A 22,472-nucleotide genomic window follows, 5' to 3' on the forward strand; every position below is an offset into this window, starting at 1 on the left:
AAAAGAGTGCTCCATGTATATCTGTCTCTGCAACGCGATAAATGATAAAACCATACGTAATGCTGTTCGACAGCAGCATGTCCGTTCTATCAGAGAGCTGAAAAGCCTTGTGCCTGTAGGGAATGATTGTGGAAAATGCGTGCGCCAAGCCCGTGAGATAATTAACGAGGAGATTTCTTTACTACCCCCTATGATTAATGTTGCCTAAAATAAGCACAATTTTCTTGCAATTACTCTGCTTAATTAGTACTACAATGTAGGTACTGGAAGCGGAGGAATTAGTTATGAAAGGTGATAAAAAAATAATTGCCAATTTTAATAGACTTCTTGGTAATGAGCTTGTTGCTATCAACCAGTATTTTTTACATGCTAGGATGTTTAAAAACTGGGGATTAATGCGCTTGAATGACGTTGAATATCGTGAATCTATTGAGGAAATGAAACACGCTGATAAATATATTGAGCGTATTTTATTTCTGGAAGGCATCCCTAATTTGCAGGATCTGGGTAAACTTAATATCGGTGAGAATGTTGAAGAAATACTGCAATCCGATTTGGCACTAGAGTTACGTGGAGCGCAGGATATCAAGGAAGCAATAGCATATGCTGATTCAATTCATGACTATGTGAGCCGGGACCTGATGATTGAGGTTCTTGCAGATGAAGAAAATCATATAGACTGGCTGGAAACACAACTCGATCTAATTAAACGAATGGGAATACAAAACTACATTCAGGCTCAGGTAGTAGAAGAGTAGAATCATACTAACGCCCTGTAAATTTATTATGGGGCGTTCATTCTCTCTCGGTTTTTTTGTTCACCTTTATTATTTCTCTGAATAAATTTCATCCTTAATCTTGCATTGTCAATAGATTCACGTATAATGCGCGAGCCTACTTAGTAGGCTGATTTTTATCAGTATGAGCGGTCAATTACTGCCATATTAAAATACTCCCGATATGGGGGTTATACACAGAACGATTACACTCCCCTATCAATCGAAATGGGTGCGAGGAGTAATTATTTACGTTTATAAAAATAGTTGGAGCTCTGGTCTCATGCAGAACCAAAGAATCCGTATCCGCCTGAAAGCATTTGATCATCGTTTGATCGATCAATCAACCGCGGAAATCGTAGAGACCGCTAAGCGCACTGGTGCGCAGGTTCGTGGTCCGATCCCGCTGCCGACTCGTAAAGAGCGTTTTACTGTTCTGATTTCTCCGCATGTTAACAAAGATGCGCGTGATCAGTATGAAATTCGCACTCACAAACGTCTGGTTGACATCGTTGAGCCAACCGAGAAAACCGTTGATGCACTGATGCGTCTGGATCTGGCTGCCGGTGTAGACGTGCAGATCAGCCTGGGTTAATCAGGTCATTGAACGATTGAGAGGTTGAAACAATGATTGGTTTAGTCGGTAAAAAAGTGGGCATGACTCGCATCTTCACTGAAGATGGTGTTTCAATCCCTGTAACTGTTATCGAAATCGAAGATAACCGTGTAACTCAAGTTAAAAACAACGAGACTGACGGTTATCGTGCAATTCAGGTAACGACTGGTAGCAAAAAAGCAAACCGCGTTAACAAGCCTGAAGCAGGTCATTTTGCTAAAGCCGGTGTTGAAGCTGGCCGCATCCTGCGTGAATTCCGCCTGTCTGAAAATGATGCAGAATACACTGTAGGTCAAAGCATTAGTGTTGAAATTTTCGCTGACGTTAAAAAAGTCGACGTTACTGGTACATCTAAAGGTAAAGGTTTCGCGGGTACTGTTAAACGCTGGAACTTCCGCACTCAGGATGCTACCCATGGTAACTCCTTGTCTCACCGCGTTCCGGGTTCTATCGGTCAGAACCAGACTCCGGGCAAAGTGTTTAAAGGCAAGAAAATGGCAGGCCAACTGGGTAATGAGCGTGTAACCGTTCAGAGTCTGGATGTAGTACGCGTTGACGCTGAGCGCAACCTGCTGCTGGTCAAAGGTGCTGTTCCAGGTGCAACTAACAGCAACCTGATCGTAAAACCGGCTGTCAAGGCGTAACGTCGAGGAGATAGGAATGGAATTGGTAATGAAAGACGCGCAAAGCGCGCTGACTGTTTCCGAAACTACCTTCGGGCGTGATTTCAATGAAGCGCTTGTGCATCAAGTAGTTGTTGCATATGCAGCTGGTGCTCGTCAAGGTACTCGTGCTCAGAAAACTCGTGCTGAAGTTTCTGGTTCAGGTAAAAAACCATGGCGTCAGAAAGGCACTGGTCGTGCGCGTTCTGGTTCTATTAAGAGCCCAATTTGGCGCTCTGGTGGTGTAACTTTTGCAGCGAAACCACAGGACCACAGTCAAAAAGTTAATAAAAAGATGTACCGTGGTGCTCTGAAAAGCATCCTGTCTGAATTGGTACGTCAAGATCGTCTGATCGTTGTCGAGAAGTTTTCTGTTGAAGCACCTAAAACTAAGCTGCTGGTACAGAAACTGAAAGAAATGGCTCTGGAAGACGTGCTGATCGTCACTAGTGAAGTTGATGAGAACCTGTTCTTAGCAGCTCGTAACTTGTATAAAGTTGACGTTCGTGATGCTGCAGGTATCGACCCAGTAAGCCTGATTGCTTTCGACAAAGTGGTTATGACTGCTGAAGCTGTGAAGCAAGTTGAGGAGATGCTGGCATGATCCGTGAAGAACGTCTGCTGAAAGTACTGCGCGCGCCGCACGTATCTGAAAAAGCTTCCACAGCGATGGAAAAAAGCAATACCATCGTTCTCAAAGTTGCGAAAGACGCGACTAAAGCAGAAATCAAAGCTGCTGTACAGAAACTGTTTGAAGTCGAAGTTGAGGGCGTAAACACTTTGCTGGTTAAAGGTAAAGTAAAACGTCACGGTCAGCGTATTGGTCGTCGTAGCGACTGGAAAAAAGCTTACGTCACCCTGAAAGAAGGCCAGAACTTGGACTTCGTTGGCGGCGCTGAGTAAGTCGGAGGAGTAAAGAACAATGGCAATTGTTAAATGTAAACCTACGTCTCCGGGCCGTCGCCACGTTGTTAAAGTGGTTAACCCTGAGCTGCATAAGGGTAAACCTTATGCTCCGCTGTTGGAAAAAAACAGCAAAACTGGTGGTCGTAACAACAATGGTCGTATTACCACTCGTCACATTGGTGGTGGCCATAAACAGCATTATCGTCTGATTGACTTCAAACGTAATAAAGACGGTATCCCTGCTGTTGTTGAGCGTCTGGAATATGATCCAAACCGCTCAGCAAATATCGCGCTGGTTCTGTACAAAGACGGTGAGCGTCGTTACATCCTTGCGCCTAAAGGCCTGAAAGCTGGTGATCAAATCCAGTCTGGTGCTGATTCAGCAATCAAGACCGGTAACGCTCTGCCAATGCGTAATATCCCAGTTGGTTCTACTGTACACAACATAGAAATGAAACCAGGTAAAGGTGGCCAGTTGGCTCGTTCAGCAGGTGCTTATGCTCAGATCGTTGCACGTGACGGTTCTTATGTAACCCTGCGTCTGCGTTCTGGTGAAATGCGTAAAGTACTATCTGACTGTCGTGCTACTTTAGGTGAAGTTGGTAACGCAGAACACATGCTACGAGTTCTGGGTAAAGCTGGTGCAAATCGCTGGCGTGGTATCCGTCCTACCGTTCGTGGTACGGCGATGAACCCAGTAGACCATCCACATGGTGGTGGTGAAGGTCGTAACTTTGGTAAACACCCTGTAACTCCATGGGGTATTCAGACCAAAGGTAAGAAGACCCGTAGTAACAAACGTACTGATCAATATATCGTACGTCGCCGTTCTAAAAAATAATTAGAGGATAAACCATGCCACGTTCTCTCAAGAAAGGTCCATTTATTGACCTGCACTTGCTGAAGAAGGTAGAGAAAGCGGTGGAAAGCGGAGACAAAAAGCCTATTAAGACTTGGTCCCGTCGTTCAACGATCTTTCCTAACATGATCGGTTTGACCATCGCTGTCCATAATGGTCGTCAGCATGTTCCAGTTTTTGTTTCCGACGAAATGGTTGGTCACAAGCTGGGTGAATTCGCGCCGACCCGTACTTATCGCGGCCATGCGGCCGATAAAAAGGCTAAAAAGCGCTAAGGTAGGAGGAAGAGATGGAAACTATCGCTAAACATCGCCACGCTCGTTCTTCTGCTCAGAAGGTTCGCCTTGTGGCTGACCTGATCCGCGGTAAGAAAGTGTCGCAAGCTCTGGAAATTCTGACCTTTACCAACAAAAAAGCTGCTGGTTTAGTGAAGAAAGTACTTGAGTCTGCTATTGCTAACGCAGAACACAACGATGGCGCTGACATCGATGATCTGAAAGTTGCGAAAATTTTCGTAGATGAAGGTCCAACCATGAAGCGTATTATGCCTCGTGCCAAAGGCCGTGCAGATCGTATCCTGAAGCGCACCAGCCACATTATTGTGGTTGTGTCCGATCGCTGAGACTCTGGAGACTAGCAATGGGTCAGAAAGTACATCCTAATGGTATTCGTCTGGGGATTGTCAAACCTTGGAACTCTACCTGGTATGCGAATACCAAAGAATTCGCTGACAACCTGGACAGCGATTTTAAAGTTCGCCAGTACTTGAATAAAGAACTGGCTAAAGCATCTATTTCACGTATCGTTATCGAACGTCCTGCGAAAAGCATCCGTGTGACTATCCACACTGCTCGTCCAGGCATTGTAATCGGTAAAAAAGGTGAAGACGTCGAAAAACTGCGCAAAGCTGTAGCGGATATCGCTGGTGTTCCTGCGCAGATTAATATTGCCGAAGTGCGTAAACCTGAACTGGACGCAAAACTGGTTGCTGACAGCATCAGTGCACAGCTGGAACGCCGTGTTATGTTCCGCCGTGCTATGAAACGTGCTGTACAGAATGCAATGCGTCTGGGCGCTAAAGGCATCAAAGTGGAAGTAAGTGGCCGTCTGGGTGGTGCTGAAATTGCACGTACTGAATGGTATCGTGAAGGTCGTGTACCTCTGCACACTCTGCGTGCAGACATCGACTACAACACTTCAGAAGCGCACACCACTTATGGTGTAATCGGCGTTAAGGTATGGATCTTCAAAGGTGAGATCCTGGGTGGTATGGCTGCAGTTGAACAGGCGGAAAAACCGGCTGCACAACCTAAAAAGCAGCAGCGTAAAGGCCGCAAGTAAGGAGAGTCGCTGATGTTACAACCAAAGCGTACGAAATTCCGTAAAGTGCACAAAGGCCGTAACCGCGGTCTGGCTGCAGGTGCGGATGTCAGCTTCGGCACTTTCGGTCTGAAAGCTGTGGGCCGTGGTCGTCTGACTGCTCGTCAGATCGAAGCGGCACGTCGTGCTATGACCCGTGCAATTAAGCGTCAAGGTAAAATCTGGATCCGTGTGTTCCCAGACAAACCAATCACCGAAAAGCCACTCGAAGTGCGTATGGGTAAAGGTAAAGGTAACGTAGAGTATTGGGTTGCCTTGATCCAGCCTGGTAAAGTCCTGTATGAAATGGACGGTGTGCCTGAAGAGCTGGCTCGTGAAGCATTCAAGCTGGCGGCAGCGAAACTGCCTATCAAAACCACCTTTGTAACTAAGACGGTGATGTAATGAAAGCACAAGAGCTGCGCGAAAAAAGCGTTGAAGAGCTGAACACTGAGCTGCTGAACCTGTTACGTGAACAATTTAATCTGCGTATGCAGGCGGCAAGTGGCCAGCTGCAACAGTCTCATCTGTTGAAACAAGTGCGTCGTAATATTGCACGCGTTAAGACTTTACTGACTGAGAAGGCGGGTGCGTAATGACCGATAAAATCCGTACTCTGCAAGGTCGTGTTGTTAGCGACAAAATGGAAAAATCTATTGTTGTTGCTATTGAGCGTAAGGTGAAACACCCTCTGTATGGTAAATTCATCAAACGTACGACTAAGTTGCATGTACATGACGAGAACAATGAATGTGGAATTGGTGACGTAGTGGAAATCCGCGAAACCCGTCCATTGTCTAAGACTAAATCTTGGACCTTAGTTCGCGTTGTAGAGAAAGCGGTTCTATAATAGAACGTTATCTCGTAAGAAATAAACGGCTCAAAACATAACGGGCCGTTTATTTTTCTGTCCATCACGAAGATGTGGTGTTATAATGCCGCGCCCTCGTAGTATGGGATATTGAAACGGCCTCTTTAGAAATAAAGTGGCTCAGTAGTAGTTGACATTTAGCGGAGCACTAACATGATCCAAGAACAGACTATGCTGAACGTGGCCGACAACTCCGGTGCACGTCGCGTAATGTGTATCAAGGTTCTAGGTGGCTCGCACCGTCGCTACGCAGACGTCGGTGATATCATCAAGATCACTATCAAGGAAGCAATTCCTCGCGGTAAAGTGAAAAAAGGTGATGTCCTGAAAGCGGTAGTGGTGCGCACCAAGAAGGGTGTTCGTCGCCCGGACGGTTCTGTCATTCGCTTCGATAGCAATGCTTGTGTATTGTTGAACAACAATAGTGAGCAAGTTATCGGTACGCGTATTTTTGGGCCGGTAACTCGTGAACTTCGTAATGAAAAGTTCATGAAAATTATCTCTCTGGCACCTGAAGTACTCTAAGGAGCAGGCAATGGCAGCGAAAATCCGTCGTGATGACGAAATTATTGTGCTGACTGGTAAAGACAAAGGTAAGCGCGGTAAAGTAAAACAGGTTCTTTCTTCTGGTAAAGTCATTGTTGAAGGTATCAATCTGGTTAAAAAACATCAGAAGCCAGTTCCGGCTCTGAACCAACCAGGTGGCATCGTTGAAAAAGAAGCAGCTATCAATGTTTCTAACGTTGCAATCTTTAATACAGCAACCGGCAAGGCTGACCGTGTAGGTTTTAGATTCGAAGACGGTAAAAAAGTACGTTTCTTCAAATCTAACAACGAAACTATCAAGTAATTTGGAGTATACGATGGCGAAACTGCATGATTACTACAAAGACGAGGTAGTCAAAAAACTGATGGCTCAGTTTGGTTACCATTCTGTCATGCAAGTCCCTCGGGTCGAGAAGATCACCCTGAACATGGGTGTTGGTGAAGCAATCGCTGACAAAAAACTGCTGGATAATGCAGCAGCTGATCTGGCAGCTATATCTGGTCAAAAACCACTGATCACCAAAGCACGCAAGTCAGTTGCAGGCTTCAAAATCCGTCAGGGCTATCCAATCGGCTGTAAAGTAACCCTGCGTGGCGAACGCATGTGGGAGTTCTTTGAGCGCCTGATTTCTATTGCTGTACCACGTATCCGTGACTTCCGTGGTTTGTCTGCTAAATCATTCGATGGTCGTGGTAACTACAGCATGGGTGTTCGTGAGCAAATCATCTTCCCTGAAATCGATTACGATAAAGTGGATCGTGTACGTGGTTTGGATATTACCATTACCACTACTGCGAAATCTGATGATGAAGGCCGCGCACTGTTGGCTGCGTTTAACTTCCCGTTCCGCAAGTAAGGCAGGGTATTCATGGCTAAGCAATCAATGAAAGCACGTGATGTAAAACGTGCGAAATTAGCTGAGAAATTCTTCGCAAAACGCGTTGAACTGAAAGCGATCATCTCTGATGTTAACGCATCTGATGAAGACCGTTGGAATGCTGTTCTCAAGCTGCAAACACTGCCACGTGATTCCAGCCCTTGTCGTCAGCGTAATCGCTGCCGTCAAACTGGGCGTCCGCATGCATTTTTGCGGAAGTTTGGGTTGAGCCGTATTAAAGTCCGTGAAGCCGCTATGCGCGGTGAAATCCCGGGCCTTAAAAAGGCTAGCTGGTAATTGTCACCAATTGAATCACGGGAGTAAAGACAGATGAGCATGCAAGATCCGATCGCGGATATGCTGACCCGTATCCGTAACGGTCAGGCCGCAAATAAAGTTGCGGTCACCATGCCTTCCTCCAAGCTGAAAGTGGCAATTGCCAAGGTGCTGAAGGAAGAAGGTTACATTGAAGATTTTAAAATTGAAGGCGACACCAAGCCAGAGCTGGAAGTTACTCTGAAATACTTCCAAGGTAAGGCTGTTGTAGAAAGCATCCAGCGTGTAAGCCGTCCAAGTCTGCGCATCTATAAGAAAAAAGATGAGCTGCCACAAGTTATGGCTGGCTTGGGTATTGCTGTTGTTTCTACCTCTAAAGGTGTAATGACTGATCGTGCAGCTCGCCAGGCTGGTCTGGGTGGCGAGATTCTCTGCTACGTAGCTTAATCGGGAGGAAAGAATGTCTCGTGTTGCAAAAGCACCCGTCGTCATTCCTGCCGGCGTAGAGGTTAAACTCAACGGTCAGGTTATTTCGATTAAGGGTAAAAACGGCGAATTGAGTCGTGAAATTCACAGCGCAGTTGAAGTTACACATGCAGATAACCAACTGACTTTCGCTCCACGGGAAGGTTTTGTAGATGCTTGGGCACAGGCAGGTACAACTCGTTCTCTGCTGAATGCAATGGTTATTGGTGTTAACGAAGGCTTCACTAAGAAGCTTCAACTGGTGGGTGTTGGTTACCGTGCAGCAGTTAAAGGCGACACTGTTAGTTTGTCTTTAGGTTTCTCGCATCCGGTTGAGCATCAACTGCCAGCAGGCATTACTGCGGAATGCCCATCACAAACTGAAATCGTACTGAAAGGTGCTGATAAGCAGGTGATTGGTCAGGTTGCGGCAGATCTGCGTGCCTATCGTCGTCCTGAGCCATACAAAGGCAAGGGTGTTCGTTACGCCGATGAAGTCGTGCGTACCAAAGAGGCTAAGAAGAAGTAAGGTAACACTATGGATAAGAAAGCAGCTCGTATCCGTCGTGCGACCCGCGCACGCCGCAAGCTCCAGGAACTGGGTGCAACTCGCCTGGTGGTACACCGTACCCCTCGCCATATTTATGCGCAGGTTATCGCACCAAATGGTTCTGAAACTCTGGTGGCAGCTTCTACAACAGAAAAAGCTATCAGTGAACAATTGAAATTCACTGGAAACAAAGAAGCCGCAGCAGTTGTTGGTAAAATCATTGCTGAACGTGCTCTGGAAAAAGGCATCAAAAACGTATCCTTTGACCGTTCTGGTTTCCAATATCATGGTAGAGTCCAGGCACTGGCAGATGCTGCCCGTGAAGCTGGCCTTCAGTTCTAAGGTAGAGGTGTAAGATGGCTCACATCGAAAAACAAGCTGGCGAACTGCAGGAAAAGCTGATCGCGGTAAATCGCGTATCTAAAACCGTTAAAGGTGGCCGTATTTTCAGCTTTACAGCACTGACTGTAGTTGGTGATGGCAATGGTCGCGTTGGTTTTGGCTACGGCAAAGCACGCGAAGTTCCGGCAGCGATCCAGAAAGCGATGGAAAAAGCACGTCGCAATATGAAAACCGTCGCACTTAACAGCGGCACTTTGTACCACCCAGTGAAAGGCACACACACCGGTTCCCGCGTGTTCATGCAGCCTGCTCACGAAGGTACAGGTATTATCGCAGGTGGTGCGATGCGTGCTGTTCTGGGAGTTGCTGGGGTTCGTAACGTGCTGGCTAAAACCTACGGTTCCACTAACCCAATTAACGTGGTTCGTGCAACTCTGGACGCTTTAGATAGCATGAAGTCTCCAGAAATGGTTGCAGCTAAGCGTGGCAAATCCGTTGAAGAAATTCTGGGGTAATGACCATGGCTAAGACTATTAAAATTACTCAGGTTCGCAGCTCAATTGGTCGTTTGCCTAAACACAAGGCAACTCTGACTGGTTTAGGTCTGCGTCGCATTGGTCATACTGTTGAGCGTGAAGATACACCAGCGGTTCGCGGTATGGTCAACTTGGTTTCCTATATGGTTAAAGTTGAGGAGTAACAGATGCGCTTAAATACTCTGTCTCCGGCTGAAGGTGCCAAGCACGCACCTAAACGTGTAGGTCGTGGTATCGGTTCTGGTCTGGGTAAAACTGGCGGCCGTGGTCACAAAGGTCAGAAATCTCGTTCTGGCGGTGGCGTACGTCGCGGTTTTGAAGGTGGCCAGATGCCTTTGTACCGTCGTTTGCCAAAATTTGGTTTTACTTCACGTAAAGCAATGGTTACAGCGGAAATCCGTTTGTCTGACTTTGCTCGCGTAGAAGGCGATGTTATCGATCTGAATGCACTGAAAGCTGCTAACATTGTTGGCCCTCAAATTGAGTTCGCGAAAGTTATGCTTTCTGGCGAAGTTAATCGTGCAGTAACTGTGCGTGGCTTGCGTGTTACTAAAGGCGCCCGTGCTGCAATTGAAGCTGCTGGCGGTAAAATTGAGGAATAAGTAACAGATGGCTAAACAACCGGGATTAGATTTTCAAAGTGCTAAAGGCGGATTAGGTGAGTTAAAGCGCAGACTTTTGTTTGTTATTGGAGCTCTGATTGTTTTCCGTATTGGCTCTTTTATTCCAATCCCTGGTATTGATGCCACTGTGCTTGCCAAATTGCTCGAACAGCAAAGAGGCACCATCATTGAAATGTTTAATATGTTCTCTGGTGGTGCTTTAAGCCGTGCTTCTATCTTTGCACTGGGTATAATGCCGTATATTTCTGCATCTATTATTATCCAGTTGCTGACAGTGGTTAACCCCCGTTTGGCAGAGATTAAGAAGGAAGGGGAATCTGGTCGTCGTAAGATCAGTCAATACACCCGTTATGGCACATTAGTGCTGGCAATATTCCAGTCAATCGGTATTGCTACTGGGTTGCCGAATATGCCTGGAATGCAAGGGTTAGTTATTAATCCGGGTCTTGCATTTTATTTCACGGCTGTTGTAAGTTTGGTCACGGGAACTATGTTCTTGATGTGGCTAGGTGAGCAGATTACTGAACGAGGTATTGGTAACGGTATTTCAATCATAATCTTTGCTGGTATCGTTGCGGGCCTTCCGCCTGCGATTGGTCACACTATCGAGCAAGCTCGGCAAGGCGATCTGCACTTCCTCCTGTTGCTGTTGGTTGCAGTTTTAGTGTTTGCGGTAACTTTCTTCGTTGTTTTCATGGAGCGTGGTCAACGTCGTATCGTTGTTAACTATGCCAAACGTCAACAAGGTCGTAGAGTTTATGCAGCGCAAAGTACACATTTACCGTTGAAAGTGAATATGGCCGGGGTTATCCCTGCAATTTTTGCTTCCAGTATTATTTTGTTCCCTGGTACTATAGCCTCTTGGTTTGGTAGCGGAGCAAACTGGAACTGGTTGACAACTATTTCTATGTATTTGCAGCCAGGTCAACCGCTTTATGTGTTATTATACGTATCTGCAATCATCTTCTTCTGTTTCTTCTACACGGCGTTGGTATTCAATCCAAGAGAAACGGCAGATAACCTGAAGAAGTCCGGTGCATTTGTACCAGGAATTCGTCCGGGAGAGCAAACGGCTAAGTACATCGATAAAGTAATGACTCGTCTAACCTTAGTTGGTGCGTTATATATTACTTTTATCTGCTTAATCCCGGAGTTCATGCGTGATGCAATGAAAGTTCCATTCTATTTTGGTGGTACTTCCCTACTGATTGTAGTCGTCGTCATCATGGACTTTATGGCTCAAGTGCAAACTCTGATGATGTCGAGTCAATATGAGTCTGCATTGAAGAAGGCAAACCTGAAAGGATATAACCGCTAATTGGTTTGCTTGAGAAGTTACGGAGAGTAAAAATGAAAGTTCGTGCTTCCGTCAAGAAATTATGCCGCAACTGCAAAATTGTTAAACGTAACGGTATCGTTCGTGTAATTTGCAGTGCAGAGCCTAAGCATAAACAACGCCAAGGCTAATTAATCGCATATTTTTCTTGCAAAGTTGGGTTGAGCTGGCTAAATTAGCCAGCCAATCTTTTTATCTGACAGCAACATTATTTGAGTATCCTGAAAACGGGCTTTTCAGAATGGTGTTGCAGTGAATAAATATTGTAGGAGTGCATAGTGGCCCGTATAGCAGGCATTAACATTCCTGATCAGAAACATACTGTGATCGCATTAACTTCGATCTACGGTATCGGTAAAACCCGCTCACAGGCTATCTGTGTAGCAGCGGGCATTGCTGAAAATGTTAAGATCAGTGAGCTGTCTGAAGAGCAAATTGACAAGCTGCGTGACGAAGTTGCTAAATACGTTGTAGAAGGTGATTTGCGTCGTGAAGTGACCCTGAGTATCAAACGTCTGATGGATCTTGGTTGCTATCGTGGTTTGCGTCATCGTCGTGGTCTGCCTGTTCGCGGTCAGCGTACTAAGACCAATGCACGTACCCGTAAGGGTCCGCGTAAGCCGATCAAGAAATAATCGGGGTATTGAATAATGGCAAAAGCACCTATTCGTGCACGTAAGCGTGTAAGAAAACAAGTCTCTGACGGTGTGGCTCATATCCATGCTTCTTTCAACAACACTATCGTTACTATTACTGATCGTCAGGGTAACGCTTTGGGTTGGGCAACTGCCGGTGGTTCCGGTTTCCGTGGTTCTCGTAAATCTACTCCGTTTGCAGCTCAGGTTGCAGCAGAACGCTGTGCTGAAGCCGTAAAAGAATACGGAATTAAGAACCTGGAAGTTATGGTTAAAGGACCTGGTCCTGGCCGTGAGTCAACTATCCGCGCACTGAACGCGGCTGGTTTCCGCATCACTAACATTACTGATGTGACTCCGATCCCTCATAACGGTTGTCGTCCACCGAAGAAACGTCGCGTTTAATACGGTTCGTTTTTAGGATTGTTGGAGAAAGAAAATGGCAAGATATTTGGGTCCTAAGCTCAAGCTGAGCCGTCGCGAAGGTACAGACCTTTTCCTGAAGTCTGGTGTTCGCGCGATTGACACCAAGTGTAAATTAGAACAAGCACCAGGCCAGCACGGCGCTCGTAAACCGCGTCTGTCTGACTATGGTGTTCAGTTACGTGAAAAACAAAAAGTTCGTCGTATTTACGGTGTTCTGGAGCGTCAATTCCGTAACTACTACAAAGAAGCTACTCGTCTGAAAGGCAACACAGGTGAAAACCTGCTGACTTTGCTGGAAAGTCGCTTGGATAACGTCGTTTATCGTATGGGTTTTGGCGCGACTCGTGCTGAATCACGTCAGATGGTAAGCCATAAGGCTATCATGGTAAATGGTCGCGTTGTTAACATCGCTTCTTATCAGGTATCCCCGAATGACGTAGTCAGCGTTCGTGAAAAAGCGAAAAAGCAGGCTCGTATAAAAGCAGCTTTAGAGCTGGCTGAGCAGCGTGAGAAACCAACTTGGTTGGAAGTTGATGCTGCGAAGATGGAAGGTGTGTTCAAACGTATTCCTGAACGTACTGATCTATCCGCTGACATTAACGAACACCTGATCGTCGAGCTTTACTCTAAGTAAAGCTTAGCACCAAAGAGAGGACACAATGCAGGGTTCTGTGACAGAGTTTCTAAAACCGCGCCTGGTAGATATCGAGCAAGTCAGTTCGACGCACGCCAAGGTGACCCTTGAGCCATTAGAGCGTGGCTTTGGCCATACTCTTGGCAACGCACTGCGCCGTATTCTGCTTTCGTCTATGCCGGGTTGTGCGGTGACTGAGGTTGAGATTGATGGTGTACTGCATGAGTACAGCACCAAAGAAGGTGTACAGGAAGATATCCTGGAGATTCTCCTCAATCTGAAAGGGCTGGCGGTGAAAGTTCAGGGTAAAGATGAAGTCATCCTTACCTTGAATAAATCTGGCATTGGCCCTGTGACTGCAGCCGACATCATCCATGATGGTGATGTTGAAATCGTCAAGCCGCAGCACGTAATCTGCCATCTGACTGACGAAAGTGCTTCCATTAGCATGCGTATTAAAGTTCAGCGCGGTCGTGGTTATGTGCCGGCTTCTGCCCGAATTCATTCGGAAGAAGATGAGCGCCCTATCGGTCGTTTGTTAGTAGATGCTTGCTATAGCCCAGTAGAGCGTATCGCCTACAATGTTGAAGCAGCTCGTGTAGAACAGCGTACTGACCTGGATAAGCTGGTTATCGAGATGGAGACTAACGGCACAATCGACCCTGAAGAGGCGATTCGCCGTGCAGCTACTATTCTGGCTGAACAACTGGAAGCTTTCGTTGACTTGCGTGATGTACGTCAACCAGAAGTTAAAGAAGAGAAGCCAGAGTTTGATCCGATACTGCTGCGCCCTGTTGACGATCTGGAATTGACTGTCCGCTCTGCTAACTGCCTTAAGGCAGAAGCTATCCACTACATCGGTGATCTGGTACAGCGTACTGAGGTTGAGTTACTTAAGACACCTAATCTGGGTAAAAAATCTCTTACTGAGATTAAAGACGTACTGGCTTCACGTGGTCTTTCTCTGGGCATGCGTCTGGAAAACTGGCCACCAGCAAGTATTGCTGATGAATAACTAGATCACAGGTTAAGGTTTTACTGAGAAGGATAAGGTCATGCGCCATCGTAAGAGTGGTCGTCAATTGAACCGCAACAGCAGCCATCGCCAAGCTATGTTCCGCAACATGGCAGGTTCTTTGGTTCGTCATGAAATCATCAAGACGACTCTGCCTAAAGCGAAAGAACTGCGTCGCGTCGTTGAGCCGCTGATTACTCTTGCCAAGACCGACAGCGTAGCTAATCGTCGTCTGGCATTCGCCCGTACTCGTGATAACGAGATCGTGGCAAAACTGTTTAATGAACTGGGCCCACGTTTTGCGAGCCGCGCAGGCGGTTACACTCGTATTCTGAAGTGTGGCTTCCGTGCTGGAGACAATGCACCAATGGCATACATTGAGCTTGTTGACCGTGCCGCTGAGTCTAAGACAGAAGCAGCATCTGCAGAATAATCTGTAGAAGCGTAAAAAACCGGGTATTATCCCGGTTTTTTATCGATCTTTACTTTTTCTATCCAGTCTAATGTTTTTTCCTTCTAATTTCTTTTGGTTATCCTTTAGCGAATAGTAAACACCATCTGGCATGGTGATTTATTGATCTATTCTGGTAGTATTGATTTTATTTCCTGTTTGATTAGAGGTTGCTATGTATCGTATTGGGCAATTAGCTAGATTAGCAAATGTTACACCTGATACTGTTCGTTTTTATGAGAAACAGGGATTGATGGAGCATGAGGAAAGAACAGAGGGGGGATATCGGCTTTATACAAAGCAAGATTTGCAGCGGTTACGGTTTATTCGTTATGCAAAACAGTTAGGCTTTACATTAGAGGCAATTGTAGAATTATTATCTATTCGAGTTGATCCTGAGCATCATACTTGTCAAGAATCTAAGCAAATTGTTGATTCCAGATTACAAGAAATAGAAGAAAAAATACTGGAAATGCAGAGAATGCGCGATTCTCTAAAAATGTTGAGTGATGCTTGTTGTGGTAGCGCACACACTAGTACATATTGTTCTATATTGGAAATTTTAGAAGAGGGAGCAACAGGTAGGTAAATTTTATTTATTATTCTGAGTAATTGGAGTACAATTTTTGTCTTGGAATTTAATTGAAAAACTACATTTTGAGGTCAGTATGACGACATATCGCCATAAAAAGGGTGTTATCAAAGATAATGCTATAGAAGCTCTTCTCCATGATCCTCTGTTTAGACAACGGGTAGAAAAAAATAAAAAGGGTAAAGGAAGTTATCGTCGTAAAGAAAAACATGATAAAAATAGTGGTTGGAAGGCCAATGATAATAATTTTTTCAAGTTGTTATCATTGGCCTTCTAACTTTTTGAGCAAAAATATTTTTTTGAGTCTGTAGAAATGGAAACCGTTTATAGGAAGAACGGGCTTGGCTGGAATAACTTTTCTACTTCGGGAACGAATTTCTTATCAGTAATAAACATGATCACATGGTCGCCTTGTTGAATGACACTGTAATCATTGGCAATTATGACTTCTTCTCCACGGACAATAGCGCCAATTGTTGTTCCTGTAGGGAGTTTTATGTCTCCTATTTTACGTCCAACTACTTTGGAAGTATGTTCGTCACCATGAGCAATGGCCTCAATAGCTTCGGCGACTCCTCTTCTTAATGAAAATACGCTGACGATATCTGCTTTACGGACATGACCAAGCAGCGCAGATACAGTAGCTTGTTGTGGGGATATAGCAATATCAATAACTCCACCTTGTACTAAATCAACATATGCGCTGCGTTGAATAAGTACCATGGCTTTTTTGGCTCCCATTCGTTTTGCGAGCATAGCTGACATGATATTGGCTTCATCATCATTAGTTAATGCAATAAAAACATCAACTTGTTCAATATGTTCTTCTGCTAGTAACTCTTGATCTGAAGCATCACCATAGAACACGATAGTATCGTGCAATAGTTCTGCAAGCTCAGTAGCCCTTTCTTGATTATGTTCGATAAGTTTGACGCTATAATCTTTTTCAAGACGTAACGCTAAGCCTGCTCCAACGTTGCCGCCTCCGACAATCATGATTCGCTTATAGGGTTTTTCAAGGCGCTGTAATTCACTCATTACAGCTCTGATATGCTGTGATGCGGCAACAAAAAACACTTCATCTCCAGCTTCTATAACGGTAGAACCTTGTGGCCTGATTGGGCGATCTTGTCGAAATATCGCAGCAACTTTACTATCGATATGTGGCATATGTTCGCGGAGGGAAGATAAGGCATTACCTACCAGTGAGCCACCATAATAAGCCTTTACTGCGACAATACTGACCCGTCCTTCCGAAAAATTAACAACTTGTAAGGCTCCAGGATATTGAATCAATTTATAGATATAATCAATGACTAACTGTTCTGGGGATATCAGATAATCGATAGGGATATCATCAGGTTGAAATAATTTTTCTGATTCACGGATATATTCAGATGAACGGATACGGGCGACTTTATTAGGTGTGTTAAATAGAGAATAGGCAATTTGGCAGGCAATCATGTTGGTTTCATCCGAGTTGGTGACAGCAACCAACATATCAGCATCTTCTGCTCCGGCTTCCCTCAGAACTCTAGGGTGAGATCCGTGACCATTCACAACTCGTAGATCGAATTTGTCCTGTAACTGGCGTAAACGATTTGTATCGGTATCAACGACAGTAATGTCATTGTTCTCATCAACTAAGTTTTCAGCTAATGTTCCACCAACTTGGCCAGCACCCAGGATAATTATTTTCATAGCTATTCTCTTTGTGTGTTAGAAGCCACATTTTATTTTTGTTATTTTAGCAAAGCCATCATATTCTCTCTCGTCCGGTAGGGACGAGAGAGAATTATTATTGCTTAGTCAATCGGGCATAAAAGAAACCATCACCACCAATTGTTTCTGGAGTAATTTGTATTCCTGGTGTTTCCAATGTGCCTGTTCCATAGAGTTGAGCATCTGCGTGTCGTTCTAAGAATGCTTTGATTTGCTCACTATTTTCGTTTGGTAAAATGGAACATGTTGCATAGATCAGCGTGCCATTCTTTTTTAAATATGGCCAAATAGCGTCAAGAATTTCAGATTGTAGTGTGACTAATTGATCAATATCTTCATTTCTTCTCAGCCACTTTATATCAGGATGGCGACGGATTACACCTGTAGCCGAACATGGTGCATCAAGCAGAATACGATCGAATTGCTCTCCGTCAGCCCATTCATGCGGAAGACGTCCATCGCCTGTTTTGACGACAGCATGTAAACTAAGACGTTGTAAATTTTCTTTTACACGCTTAATTCTTTGCTCATCAATATCGATAGCAAGTACTTTGGAGTTTGGCGCTATCTCAAGTACATGGGTTGTTTTTCCGCCAGGAGCAGCGCAAAGATCGAGGATCTTTTCTTCATCACGTGGCATTAATAATTCAGCACATCCTTGAGCAGAACGATCTTGAATGGTGACCCAACCTTTATCAAATCCAGGTAGGATGTTCACAGGGCAAGGGGTTAGCAGGCGAATTGCATTGGGATAATTTTCATCCAGCTCTGCTGCTATATTAGCTTCTCGTAATAAGACAATGTATTGATTTGCAGAGTGATGGAGCTGATTAACACGTAGCCACATAGGTGGTTTTTGATTATTTGCATCTACAATATTTTTCCAATCTTGTGGATAAGCTTTTTGGATGCGAGCCAACAGCCATTTGGGATGTAAATGGTTACTGACATTATTATTGGCTTGTTCGACTAACTCTTGTTGTTGGCGCTGAAATTGTCGGAGAACACCATTAATCAATCCTTTTAATTGTGGGCGTTTTAAGCTGATTGCACCATTAACAGTTTCAGCAAGTGCGGCATGTGCAGGTATGCGTGTATACGTAAGTTGGTACATTCCAATCATAATCAAGTAGTGAAAAATGCGTTGTTTACCTTTCAATGGCTTTGCCATCAATTGGGTGATAAACCACTCCAGTTGAGGTAATACTCTCATTACGCCAAAACAGAGTTCTTGGAGAAGAGCTTTATCTTTGTCAGACACTTTTTGTTGGAGTTCAGGTATGACAGAGCTGAGAGACTGCCCTTGCTCCAGCACTTGGCTAATCGCTTTTGCAGCGATGCTTCGCAGGTTATATATATTTTCCATGATATGAATATGGTCAAAAGTATGGTTAAGAAGCTGAATATCATCAGCATAATAGTAAAGAAGGAAGATGCCTGTATGGTGCCAGCATACAGGCAAATGAATATCAGTTGATTTTGTTACCTGGAGTGAACCATTCGCTTTTAGAGTTTAATAAATCGGCGACTGACATTGCTTTCTTACCAGAGGGTTGCAGCTGAGTAATATTCAATATCCCATCAGTAGTAGCAACTTGAATACCTTTCTTATCCGCGTGAACAATTGTTCCTGGAGCTTGGTTAGTTTGTTCTTCAATGACATTGGCTTGCCAAACTTTAATAGGTTGTTCATCAATAAAAAAGTAACTCATTGGCCAAGGATTGAAGGCACGAATGCAGCGTTCAAGTTGGACTGCCGACAAATTCCAATCTATTTTTGCTTCATCTTTGCTGAGCTTTTCAGCGTATGTTGCTAGAGTATTATCCTGAATTTCAGGCTGGCTCTTTCCCGATGTGATGAGGCTTAATGTATTGAGTAATGCATCTGGGCCGATATTAGCAAGTTTTTCATACAGACTTGCGCTAGTATCTTCACTAGTAATTGGACACGTTGCTTTTAACAACATATCACCAGTATCAAGGCCTGCATCCATTTGCATGATCGTTACACCTGTCTCTTTATCACCAGCCCAAATGGCACGTTGGATAGGTGCTGCTCCGCGCCAGTGAGGTAACAAAGAACCATGAACATTAAGGCATCCCAGGCGTGGTATATCTAATACTGCTTGAGGGAGGATCAAACCATATGCAACGACGATCATGATATCAGCCTGTTGATCTATGACCCACTGTTGACTTTCTTCTGTACGTAGCGTTTTGGGTTGGAAAACTGGAATATCGTGTTTTTCTGCCAATACCTTTACAGGACTTGGTGTTAATTTTTTACCTCTTCCTGCCGGTTTATCAGGACGAGTGAGTACTCCAACAACTTGGAGTTGCGATTTTAATAAAGCAGCCAAATGGTTAGCCGCGAAATCAGGTGTTCCGGCAAAAATAATGCGTAAAGAATCAGACACTGTTATTTCCTGCAATGATTAAAGTTTACTTAGCCTTGGCTTTCAGTCGGTCAATTTTTTCGACTTTCTGACGAATACGTTGGCGTTTCAGTGGTGACAGGTAATCAACAAATAGTTTACCGACCAAGTGATCCATTTCGTGTTGAATACAGATTGCTAACAGACCATCAGTTTCCAATTCAAATGGTTGGCCATGATAATCTAGGGATTTAATTTTGACTTGCTCGAAACGTGGTACAAACGCACGTTGTTCAGGAACAGATAAACAGCCTTCTTCAATTCCTGTTTCTCCAGATTCATTAATTAATTCTGGGTTGATAAGTACAAGTCTCTGGTCACGGCTCTCTGAAACATCAATGACAATAATGCGTTGATGAATATTAACTTGGGTTGCTGCTAGGCCGATGCCTTCCTCTGCATACATAGTTTCAAACATATCATTGATGATACGCTGGATTTCTGCATCAACTTTTTCAACTGGCTTTGCAATTGTGCGAAGCCGCTCGTCTGGGTAATGTAATACTTGTAAAACTGACATATGTGTTTAGAACTGCATCCAAAAAGTGAGTGATAATTGAAGCCTATTCTAGACATTTCCTGATTAGATTGACAGTATTGACTACAAATTAGTCATGTAAGTGTGACAGCTTATTGAGTCAGGATGACAATATGGAAGTGATGGAAATATGGTTGCGAATGAGAATGGTCTCTCATCTGTCAGCAGTAAAAGCAGTGCTCATTATCGAGCGACTTCTACGAACAAAAAATGTTAATTATGCTGTTATCAAAGATTGTGGTTTATCACCTTCACAGTGTACACAGTTTCTAAAGGCCAACCCTTCTGTGTTGGTTTCGAGTCTCAATTGGTTGGAACAACAAGGAAATCACTTATTGACTTTTTCTCATCCGGAGTATCCTGCCTTATTGAAGCAAATTTATTCTCCTCCACTTGTACTTTTTGTCTCGGGTGATTTGACCACTTTATCTGAGAAACAAGTTGCGATGGTAGGTAGCAGGTCAGCAAGTTTCTATGGTGAAAAATGGGGAAAGATATTTGCGGGTGGATTGGCTGAAAATGGAGTGGTGATAACCAGTGGATTGGCGATTGGGATTGATGGTATCTGTCATCAGGCGGCTGTTGATGCAGGTGGAAAAACCGTTGCTGTATTGGGTAGTGGGCTTAAGAATATCTACCCTAGTCGTCATCAAACATTAGCTCACCGTATTAAAGAAAACGGTGTTCTGGTTTCTGAATTTTTTCCCGATACACCACCTAAAGCCAAAAATTTTCCAAGACGAAACCGGATTATTAGCGGATTGAGTTTAGCGCTTATTATCGTTGAAGCTCATCAGAATAGTGGTTCACTGATTACGGCACGCTGTGCACTTGAACAAGGAAGAGACATTTTTGCATTACCCGGTCCATTGGGAATGAATTCAAATGAGGGTAATCACTGGCTGATCAAACAGGGAGCTTATTTAGCAACCAATGTGATGGATGTTATGGAACATATCCAGACTAACTTTCAATGGGTTAATCTGGAAAAAGAAGATAATAAACAATTTGAACAAACTGAGTTGCCATTTGCTGATGTGCTGGTTAATGTAAGTGATGAAGTCACACCAGTTGATATAATTGCCCAACGTTCTTCTCTTCCTATTACAGAAGTTATGACCCAGTTATTGGAGCTTGAGCTGATGGGAAAAGTCGCTGTCGTTGCTGGTGGCTATGTTCGAGTGAATTGAGGGATTGAGTTTTCCCTTTTACTGAAAGTCATGGTTTTCCGATATTTGTATTTTTCTAATAAATATAGTTTTCCAGTTATGGCGGCTAATATTCAGCGAGTAGGATATGTCTAAAAAGATGCCTTTTGCGATAAAAGAAATAGAACATTGCTTTGATTGTGGTGCTGAATTAGTAATCCGCAACGGAGTTCATGGCCCATTTTATGCTTGTTCTAATTATCCGTCATGCTGTTATGTTCGGTCGCTAAAAGCATCTTCAGATGGACATATTGTCAAGGAATTAGAAGGACAAACTTGTTCGAAATGTGGTTCTACCTTGGTCTTACGGCAAGGGAGGTACGGCATGTTTATTGGCTGTAGCAATTATCCTGAATGTGATCATACGGAAATTATCGATAAACCTGATGATATTTCAATTAATTGCCCTCAATGTAAGCAAGGCAAATTACTTCAACGTAAGTCACGATTTGGTAAAACATTTCATGCTTGTAATCGATATCCCGAATGTCAGTTTACACTGAACAATAAACCAATATCTGCGGAGTGTGAGTTTTGTCATTATCCCTTGTTGATAGAGAAGAAAACAGCTCAAGGCATTAAATTGTTTTGTGCCAGTAAATTGTGTAGCAAGCAGCAATTCATTAGAACCGAGAAATACAATGAGTAATGAAGTCTCACCTGAATTTGATGTAATTATTACTGCTTTAAAAGAAGAAAAAGTGATTGCTTATCCGACAGAAGCTGTGTTTGGGTTGGGTTGTGATCCTGACAGTGAAACAGCGGTTAACAAACTATTATTGCTGAAAAATAGGCCTTGGGAAAAAGGGCTGATCCTTATTTCTGATAGCTATGAGCGGCTATGTCCTTATATTAATGATGAACAGTTAGATGATGAACAAAAAAAGATAGTTTTTTCTTTTTGGCCGGGGCCGGTGACATGGGTTATTCCAGCCAAAGTGACAACACCAAAATGGTTGACGGGGAAATTTTCAACATTAGCTGTTCGAGTTATAGATCATCCTTTAGTTAAACAATTATGTTCCCTTTATGAGAAACCTCTTGTATCAACCAGTGCAAATTTAAGTGGATTGGAACCGTGTCGGAGTGCAGAAGAAGTTCGTCGACAATTTGGAAACGATTTTCCTGTCTTAGCAGGGGAAGTTGGCGGACGTAAAAATCCATCAGAAATCAGGGATGCTTTAACAGGTAAACTATATCGGCAAGGCTAGAGAA

General features: G+C 44.1%; 39 protein-coding genes. 35 read left to right on the forward strand and 4 right to left on the reverse strand.

Translation table 11 applies throughout. The annotated features are described in order from the left end of the window. The first annotated feature begins 13 nt into the window (after nucleotides 1–13). The 32 genes from bfd (at nucleotide 14) to BDD26_RS01190 (ending at nucleotide 15,631) form a co-directional block, all read left to right on the forward strand. Nucleotides 14–208 (forward strand): bacterioferritin-associated ferredoxin, encoded by a 195-nt coding sequence (bfd, locus tag BDD26_RS01035; RefSeq protein ID WP_072022064.1) that lies wholly within the window; start codon nucleotides 14–16, stop codon nucleotides 206–208. A gap of 76 nt (nucleotides 209–284) precedes the next feature. Beyond that, nucleotides 285–758, forward strand: coding sequence for a bacterioferritin (gene bfr, locus BDD26_RS01040; protein ID WP_115825326.1), 474 nt, complete (start codon nucleotides 285–287; stop codon nucleotides 756–758). Between the two features lie 301 nt (nucleotides 759–1,059). Beyond that, entirely contained in the window at nucleotides 1,060–1,371 is a 312-nt protein-coding gene (gene rpsJ / locus BDD26_RS01045) for a 30S ribosomal protein S10 (protein WP_001181005.1), read from the forward strand. Nucleotides 1,372–1,403: 32 nt separating this feature from the next. Then, nucleotides 1,404–2,036, forward strand: coding sequence for a 50S ribosomal protein L3 (gene rplC, locus BDD26_RS01050; RefSeq protein ID WP_038269600.1), 633 nt, complete (start codon nucleotides 1,404–1,406; stop codon nucleotides 2,034–2,036). A gap of 16 nt (nucleotides 2,037–2,052) precedes the next feature. Continuing rightward, nucleotides 2,053–2,658 carry a 50S ribosomal protein L4 gene (gene rplD, locus BDD26_RS01055; RefSeq protein ID WP_038269603.1) on the forward strand — a complete coding sequence of 202 codons (606 nt, stop codon included), beginning with the start codon at nucleotides 2,053–2,055 and terminating at the stop codon, nucleotides 2,656–2,658. Further along, nucleotides 2,655–2,957 (forward strand): 50S ribosomal protein L23, encoded by a 303-nt coding sequence (gene rplW / locus BDD26_RS01060; RefSeq protein ID WP_038269605.1) that lies wholly within the window; start codon nucleotides 2,655–2,657, stop codon nucleotides 2,955–2,957. The genes rplD and rplW overlap by 4 nt, the downstream gene beginning before the upstream one ends. A 19-nt stretch (nucleotides 2,958–2,976) precedes the next feature. Further along, a complete protein-coding gene (gene rplB, locus BDD26_RS01065) occupies nucleotides 2,977–3,801 on the forward strand; it encodes a 50S ribosomal protein L2 (RefSeq protein ID WP_038269607.1) in 825 nt (274 codons plus the stop codon). 14 nt (nucleotides 3,802–3,815) lie between these two features. Continuing rightward, on the forward strand, nucleotides 3,816–4,094 hold the full coding sequence (rpsS, locus tag BDD26_RS01070) for a 30S ribosomal protein S19 (protein WP_011148791.1): 279 nt from the start codon (nucleotides 3,816–3,818) through the stop codon (nucleotides 4,092–4,094). Between the two features lie 14 nt (nucleotides 4,095–4,108). After that, nucleotides 4,109–4,441 (forward strand): 50S ribosomal protein L22, encoded by a 333-nt coding sequence (rplV, locus tag BDD26_RS01075; RefSeq protein WP_115825327.1) that lies wholly within the window; start codon nucleotides 4,109–4,111, stop codon nucleotides 4,439–4,441. Between the two features lie 17 nt (nucleotides 4,442–4,458). Then, nucleotides 4,459–5,160, forward strand: a complete 702-nt coding sequence (rpsC, locus tag BDD26_RS01080) for a 30S ribosomal protein S3 (RefSeq protein ID WP_038269612.1) — start codon at nucleotides 4,459–4,461, stop codon at nucleotides 5,158–5,160. Nucleotides 5,161–5,172: 12 nt separating this feature from the next. Beyond that, on the forward strand, nucleotides 5,173–5,583 hold the full coding sequence (gene rplP / locus BDD26_RS01085) for a 50S ribosomal protein L16 (protein ID WP_012990491.1): 411 nt from the start codon (nucleotides 5,173–5,175) through the stop codon (nucleotides 5,581–5,583). After that, nucleotides 5,583–5,774: a 50S ribosomal protein L29 gene (rpmC, locus tag BDD26_RS01090; RefSeq protein WP_010847484.1), complete on the forward strand. Its 192-nt coding sequence runs from the start codon at nucleotides 5,583–5,585 to the stop codon at nucleotides 5,772–5,774. Before rplP ends, rpmC begins: the two co-directional genes overlap by 1 nt. After that, complete coding sequence (gene rpsQ / locus BDD26_RS01095; RefSeq protein WP_010847485.1) at nucleotides 5,774–6,028, forward strand: 30S ribosomal protein S17; 255 nt, start codon at nucleotides 5,774–5,776, stop codon at nucleotides 6,026–6,028. Before rpmC ends, rpsQ begins: the two co-directional genes overlap by 1 nt. A 174-nt stretch (nucleotides 6,029–6,202) precedes the next feature. Beyond that, entirely contained in the window at nucleotides 6,203–6,574 is a 372-nt protein-coding gene (gene rplN / locus BDD26_RS01100; protein ID WP_004246955.1) for a 50S ribosomal protein L14, read from the forward strand. A 10-nt stretch (nucleotides 6,575–6,584) separates the two neighbouring features. Then, nucleotides 6,585–6,899 (forward strand): 50S ribosomal protein L24, encoded by a 315-nt coding sequence (gene rplX / locus BDD26_RS01105; RefSeq protein ID WP_038269614.1) that lies wholly within the window; start codon nucleotides 6,585–6,587, stop codon nucleotides 6,897–6,899. A gap of 13 nt (nucleotides 6,900–6,912) precedes the next feature. Next, on the forward strand, nucleotides 6,913–7,452 hold the full coding sequence (gene rplE / locus BDD26_RS01110) for a 50S ribosomal protein L5 (protein WP_038269616.1): 540 nt from the start codon (nucleotides 6,913–6,915) through the stop codon (nucleotides 7,450–7,452). A gap of 12 nt (nucleotides 7,453–7,464) precedes the next feature. Continuing rightward, on the forward strand, nucleotides 7,465–7,770 hold the full coding sequence (gene rpsN, locus BDD26_RS01115; protein WP_010847489.1) for a 30S ribosomal protein S14: 306 nt from the start codon (nucleotides 7,465–7,467) through the stop codon (nucleotides 7,768–7,770). Nucleotides 7,771–7,803: 33 nt separating this feature from the next. Beyond that, nucleotides 7,804–8,196, forward strand: a complete 393-nt coding sequence (gene rpsH, locus BDD26_RS01120; RefSeq protein ID WP_038269618.1) for a 30S ribosomal protein S8 — start codon at nucleotides 7,804–7,806, stop codon at nucleotides 8,194–8,196. A gap of 13 nt (nucleotides 8,197–8,209) precedes the next feature. Then, on the forward strand, nucleotides 8,210–8,743 hold the full coding sequence (rplF, locus tag BDD26_RS01125) for a 50S ribosomal protein L6 (RefSeq protein ID WP_038269620.1): 534 nt from the start codon (nucleotides 8,210–8,212) through the stop codon (nucleotides 8,741–8,743). 9 nt (nucleotides 8,744–8,752) lie between these two features. Then, nucleotides 8,753–9,106: a 50S ribosomal protein L18 gene (gene rplR, locus BDD26_RS01130; RefSeq protein WP_038269622.1), complete on the forward strand. Its 354-nt coding sequence runs from the start codon at nucleotides 8,753–8,755 to the stop codon at nucleotides 9,104–9,106. Between the two features lie 14 nt (nucleotides 9,107–9,120). Further along, nucleotides 9,121–9,621, forward strand: a complete 501-nt coding sequence (rpsE, locus tag BDD26_RS01135; protein ID WP_115825328.1) for a 30S ribosomal protein S5 — start codon at nucleotides 9,121–9,123, stop codon at nucleotides 9,619–9,621. 5 nt (nucleotides 9,622–9,626) lie between these two features. Further along, entirely contained in the window at nucleotides 9,627–9,806 is a 180-nt protein-coding gene (gene rpmD / locus BDD26_RS01140) for a 50S ribosomal protein L30 (protein WP_008913894.1), read from the forward strand. Nucleotides 9,807–9,809: 3 nt separating this feature from the next. Next, nucleotides 9,810–10,244, forward strand: coding sequence for a 50S ribosomal protein L15 (rplO, locus tag BDD26_RS01145; RefSeq protein WP_038269625.1), 435 nt, complete (start codon nucleotides 9,810–9,812; stop codon nucleotides 10,242–10,244). 7 nt (nucleotides 10,245–10,251) lie between these two features. Further along, nucleotides 10,252–11,583, forward strand: coding sequence for a preprotein translocase subunit SecY (secY, locus tag BDD26_RS01150; protein ID WP_115825329.1), 1,332 nt, complete (start codon nucleotides 10,252–10,254; stop codon nucleotides 11,581–11,583). Nucleotides 11,584–11,615: 32 nt separating this feature from the next. Further along, a complete protein-coding gene (rpmJ, locus tag BDD26_RS01155) occupies nucleotides 11,616–11,732 on the forward strand; it encodes a 50S ribosomal protein L36 (protein ID WP_012768118.1) in 117 nt (38 codons plus the stop codon). Between the two features lie 147 nt (nucleotides 11,733–11,879). Further along, nucleotides 11,880–12,236 (forward strand): 30S ribosomal protein S13, encoded by a 357-nt coding sequence (rpsM, locus tag BDD26_RS01160; protein ID WP_038269629.1) that lies wholly within the window; start codon nucleotides 11,880–11,882, stop codon nucleotides 12,234–12,236. 15 nt (nucleotides 12,237–12,251) lie between these two features. After that, a complete protein-coding gene (gene rpsK / locus BDD26_RS01165) occupies nucleotides 12,252–12,641 on the forward strand; it encodes a 30S ribosomal protein S11 (RefSeq protein WP_002919257.1) in 390 nt (129 codons plus the stop codon). Between the two features lie 34 nt (nucleotides 12,642–12,675). Continuing rightward, nucleotides 12,676–13,296 (forward strand): 30S ribosomal protein S4, encoded by a 621-nt coding sequence (gene rpsD / locus BDD26_RS01170; protein WP_038269632.1) that lies wholly within the window; start codon nucleotides 12,676–12,678, stop codon nucleotides 13,294–13,296. A gap of 25 nt (nucleotides 13,297–13,321) precedes the next feature. After that, the gene (locus BDD26_RS01175) at nucleotides 13,322–14,311 is read left to right on the forward strand and encodes a DNA-directed RNA polymerase subunit alpha (protein WP_038269634.1); all 990 of its coding nucleotides are present in this window, start codon (nucleotides 13,322–13,324) and stop codon (nucleotides 14,309–14,311) included. Nucleotides 14,312–14,351: 40 nt separating this feature from the next. After that, on the forward strand, nucleotides 14,352–14,744 hold the full coding sequence (rplQ, locus tag BDD26_RS01180) for a 50S ribosomal protein L17 (protein WP_038269636.1): 393 nt from the start codon (nucleotides 14,352–14,354) through the stop codon (nucleotides 14,742–14,744). Nucleotides 14,745–14,937: 193 nt separating this feature from the next. After that, on the forward strand, nucleotides 14,938–15,351 hold the full coding sequence (gene zntR / locus BDD26_RS01185; protein ID WP_038269638.1) for a Zn(2+)-responsive transcriptional regulator: 414 nt from the start codon (nucleotides 14,938–14,940) through the stop codon (nucleotides 15,349–15,351). Nucleotides 15,352–15,430: 79 nt separating this feature from the next. Beyond that, nucleotides 15,431–15,631 carry an alternative ribosome-rescue factor A gene (locus BDD26_RS01190; RefSeq protein WP_115827470.1) on the forward strand — a complete coding sequence of 67 codons (201 nt, stop codon included), beginning with the start codon at nucleotides 15,431–15,433 and terminating at the stop codon, nucleotides 15,629–15,631. 47 nt (nucleotides 15,632–15,678) lie between these two features. Here the strand turns inward: BDD26_RS01190 and trkA are convergent, their stop codons facing one another. The 4 genes from trkA to def all read right to left on the reverse strand — a co-directional run bounded on the left by trkA (nucleotide 15,679) and on the right by def (nucleotide 20,031). Beyond that, entirely contained in the window at nucleotides 15,679–17,055 is a 1,377-nt protein-coding gene (gene trkA / locus BDD26_RS01195) for a Trk system potassium transporter TrkA (protein WP_038269640.1), read from the reverse strand. A 97-nt stretch (nucleotides 17,056–17,152) separates the two neighbouring features. Beyond that, nucleotides 17,153–18,442 (reverse strand): 16S rRNA (cytosine(967)-C(5))-methyltransferase RsmB, encoded by a 1,290-nt coding sequence (gene rsmB, locus BDD26_RS01200; protein WP_038269642.1) that lies wholly within the window; start codon nucleotides 18,440–18,442, stop codon nucleotides 17,153–17,155. A gap of 103 nt (nucleotides 18,443–18,545) precedes the next feature. Beyond that, nucleotides 18,546–19,493 carry a methionyl-tRNA formyltransferase gene (gene fmt / locus BDD26_RS01205; protein WP_115825330.1) on the reverse strand — a complete coding sequence of 316 codons (948 nt, stop codon included), beginning with the start codon at nucleotides 19,491–19,493 and terminating at the stop codon, nucleotides 18,546–18,548. A gap of 25 nt (nucleotides 19,494–19,518) precedes the next feature. Further along, nucleotides 19,519–20,031 carry a peptide deformylase gene (def, locus tag BDD26_RS01210; RefSeq protein ID WP_115825331.1) on the reverse strand — a complete coding sequence of 171 codons (513 nt, stop codon included), beginning with the start codon at nucleotides 20,029–20,031 and terminating at the stop codon, nucleotides 19,519–19,521. Nucleotides 20,032–20,162: 131 nt separating this feature from the next. On the opposite strand from def, the gene dprA reads away from it, so the two are divergent. The 3 genes from dprA (at nucleotide 20,163) to tsaC (ending at nucleotide 22,468) form a co-directional block, all read left to right on the forward strand. Then, entirely contained in the window at nucleotides 20,163–21,239 is a 1,077-nt protein-coding gene (gene dprA / locus BDD26_RS01215) for a DNA-protecting protein DprA (protein ID WP_115825332.1), read from the forward strand. Between the two features lie 106 nt (nucleotides 21,240–21,345). Next, nucleotides 21,346–21,906 (forward strand): DNA topoisomerase family protein, encoded by a 561-nt coding sequence (locus tag BDD26_RS01220; protein ID WP_115825333.1) that lies wholly within the window; start codon nucleotides 21,346–21,348, stop codon nucleotides 21,904–21,906. Then, nucleotides 21,899–22,468 carry an L-threonylcarbamoyladenylate synthase type 1 TsaC gene (gene tsaC, locus BDD26_RS01225; protein WP_038269652.1) on the forward strand — a complete coding sequence of 190 codons (570 nt, stop codon included), beginning with the start codon at nucleotides 21,899–21,901 and terminating at the stop codon, nucleotides 22,466–22,468. Before BDD26_RS01220 ends, tsaC begins: the two co-directional genes overlap by 8 nt. Nucleotides 22,469–22,472: the final 4 nt, after the last annotated feature.

The organism is Xenorhabdus cabanillasii, from assembly GCF_003386665.1.
In the GTDB taxonomy this organism is placed as follows: Bacteria; Pseudomonadota; Gammaproteobacteria; order Enterobacterales; family Enterobacteriaceae; genus Xenorhabdus; species Xenorhabdus cabanillasii.

Coding starts and splice junctions, on each gene's coding strand:
- rplD (WP_038269603.1), top strand. CDS start 2,053: ATGGAATTGGTAATGAAAGACGCGCAAAGCGCGCTGACTGTTTCCGAA.
- BDD26_RS01220 (WP_115825333.1), top strand. CDS start 21,346: ATGTCTAAAAAGATGCCTTTTGCGATAAAAGAAATAGAACATTGCTTT.
- secY (WP_115825329.1), top strand. CDS start 10,252: ATGGCTAAACAACCGGGATTAGATTTTCAAAGTGCTAAAGGCGGATTA.
- rpmC (WP_010847484.1), top strand. CDS start 5,583: ATGAAAGCACAAGAGCTGCGCGAAAAAAGCGTTGAAGAGCTGAACACT.
- rpsS (WP_011148791.1), top strand. CDS start 3,816: ATGCCACGTTCTCTCAAGAAAGGTCCATTTATTGACCTGCACTTGCTG.
- rplN (WP_004246955.1), top strand. CDS start 6,203: ATGATCCAAGAACAGACTATGCTGAACGTGGCCGACAACTCCGGTGCA.
- rpsK (WP_002919257.1), top strand. CDS start 12,252: ATGGCAAAAGCACCTATTCGTGCACGTAAGCGTGTAAGAAAACAAGTC.
- rplW (WP_038269605.1), top strand. CDS start 2,655: ATGATCCGTGAAGAACGTCTGCTGAAAGTACTGCGCGCGCCGCACGTA.
- rpsN (WP_010847489.1), top strand. CDS start 7,465: ATGGCTAAGCAATCAATGAAAGCACGTGATGTAAAACGTGCGAAATTA.
- BDD26_RS01175 (WP_038269634.1), top strand. CDS start 13,322: ATGCAGGGTTCTGTGACAGAGTTTCTAAAACCGCGCCTGGTAGATATC.
- def (WP_115825331.1), bottom strand. CDS start 20,031: ATGTCAGTTTTACAAGTATTACATTACCCAGACGAGCGGCTTCGCACA.
- rpsD (WP_038269632.1), top strand. CDS start 12,676: ATGGCAAGATATTTGGGTCCTAAGCTCAAGCTGAGCCGTCGCGAAGGT.
- bfr (WP_115825326.1), top strand. CDS start 285: ATGAAAGGTGATAAAAAAATAATTGCCAATTTTAATAGACTTCTTGGT.
- rpsE (WP_115825328.1), top strand. CDS start 9,121: ATGGCTCACATCGAAAAACAAGCTGGCGAACTGCAGGAAAAGCTGATC.
- dprA (WP_115825332.1), top strand. CDS start 20,163: ATGGAAGTGATGGAAATATGGTTGCGAATGAGAATGGTCTCTCATCTG.
- rplF (WP_038269620.1), top strand. CDS start 8,210: ATGTCTCGTGTTGCAAAAGCACCCGTCGTCATTCCTGCCGGCGTAGAG.
- rplE (WP_038269616.1), top strand. CDS start 6,913: ATGGCGAAACTGCATGATTACTACAAAGACGAGGTAGTCAAAAAACTG.
- rplR (WP_038269622.1), top strand. CDS start 8,753: ATGGATAAGAAAGCAGCTCGTATCCGTCGTGCGACCCGCGCACGCCGC.
- BDD26_RS01190 (WP_115827470.1), top strand. CDS start 15,431: ATGACGACATATCGCCATAAAAAGGGTGTTATCAAAGATAATGCTATA.
- rpsQ (WP_010847485.1), top strand. CDS start 5,774: ATGACCGATAAAATCCGTACTCTGCAAGGTCGTGTTGTTAGCGACAAA.
- rpsJ (WP_001181005.1), top strand. CDS start 1,060: ATGCAGAACCAAAGAATCCGTATCCGCCTGAAAGCATTTGATCATCGT.
- rpsH (WP_038269618.1), top strand. CDS start 7,804: ATGAGCATGCAAGATCCGATCGCGGATATGCTGACCCGTATCCGTAAC.
- rpmD (WP_008913894.1), top strand. CDS start 9,627: ATGGCTAAGACTATTAAAATTACTCAGGTTCGCAGCTCAATTGGTCGT.
- rplB (WP_038269607.1), top strand. CDS start 2,977: ATGGCAATTGTTAAATGTAAACCTACGTCTCCGGGCCGTCGCCACGTT.
- rpmJ (WP_012768118.1), top strand. CDS start 11,616: ATGAAAGTTCGTGCTTCCGTCAAGAAATTATGCCGCAACTGCAAAATT.
- tsaC (WP_038269652.1), top strand. CDS start 21,899: ATGAGTAATGAAGTCTCACCTGAATTTGATGTAATTATTACTGCTTTA.
- rsmB (WP_038269642.1), bottom strand. CDS start 18,442: ATGGAAAATATATATAACCTGCGAAGCATCGCTGCAAAAGCGATTAGC.
- trkA (WP_038269640.1), bottom strand. CDS start 17,055: ATGAAAATAATTATCCTGGGTGCTGGCCAAGTTGGTGGAACATTAGCT.
- rplC (WP_038269600.1), top strand. CDS start 1,404: ATGATTGGTTTAGTCGGTAAAAAAGTGGGCATGACTCGCATCTTCACT.
- rpsC (WP_038269612.1), top strand. CDS start 4,459: ATGGGTCAGAAAGTACATCCTAATGGTATTCGTCTGGGGATTGTCAAA.
- bfd (WP_072022064.1), top strand. CDS start 14: ATGTATATCTGTCTCTGCAACGCGATAAATGATAAAACCATACGTAAT.
- zntR (WP_038269638.1), top strand. CDS start 14,938: ATGTATCGTATTGGGCAATTAGCTAGATTAGCAAATGTTACACCTGAT.
- rplO (WP_038269625.1), top strand. CDS start 9,810: ATGCGCTTAAATACTCTGTCTCCGGCTGAAGGTGCCAAGCACGCACCT.
- rplX (WP_038269614.1), top strand. CDS start 6,585: ATGGCAGCGAAAATCCGTCGTGATGACGAAATTATTGTGCTGACTGGT.
- rplQ (WP_038269636.1), top strand. CDS start 14,352: ATGCGCCATCGTAAGAGTGGTCGTCAATTGAACCGCAACAGCAGCCAT.
- rplP (WP_012990491.1), top strand. CDS start 5,173: ATGTTACAACCAAAGCGTACGAAATTCCGTAAAGTGCACAAAGGCCGT.
- rplV (WP_115825327.1), top strand. CDS start 4,109: ATGGAAACTATCGCTAAACATCGCCACGCTCGTTCTTCTGCTCAGAAG.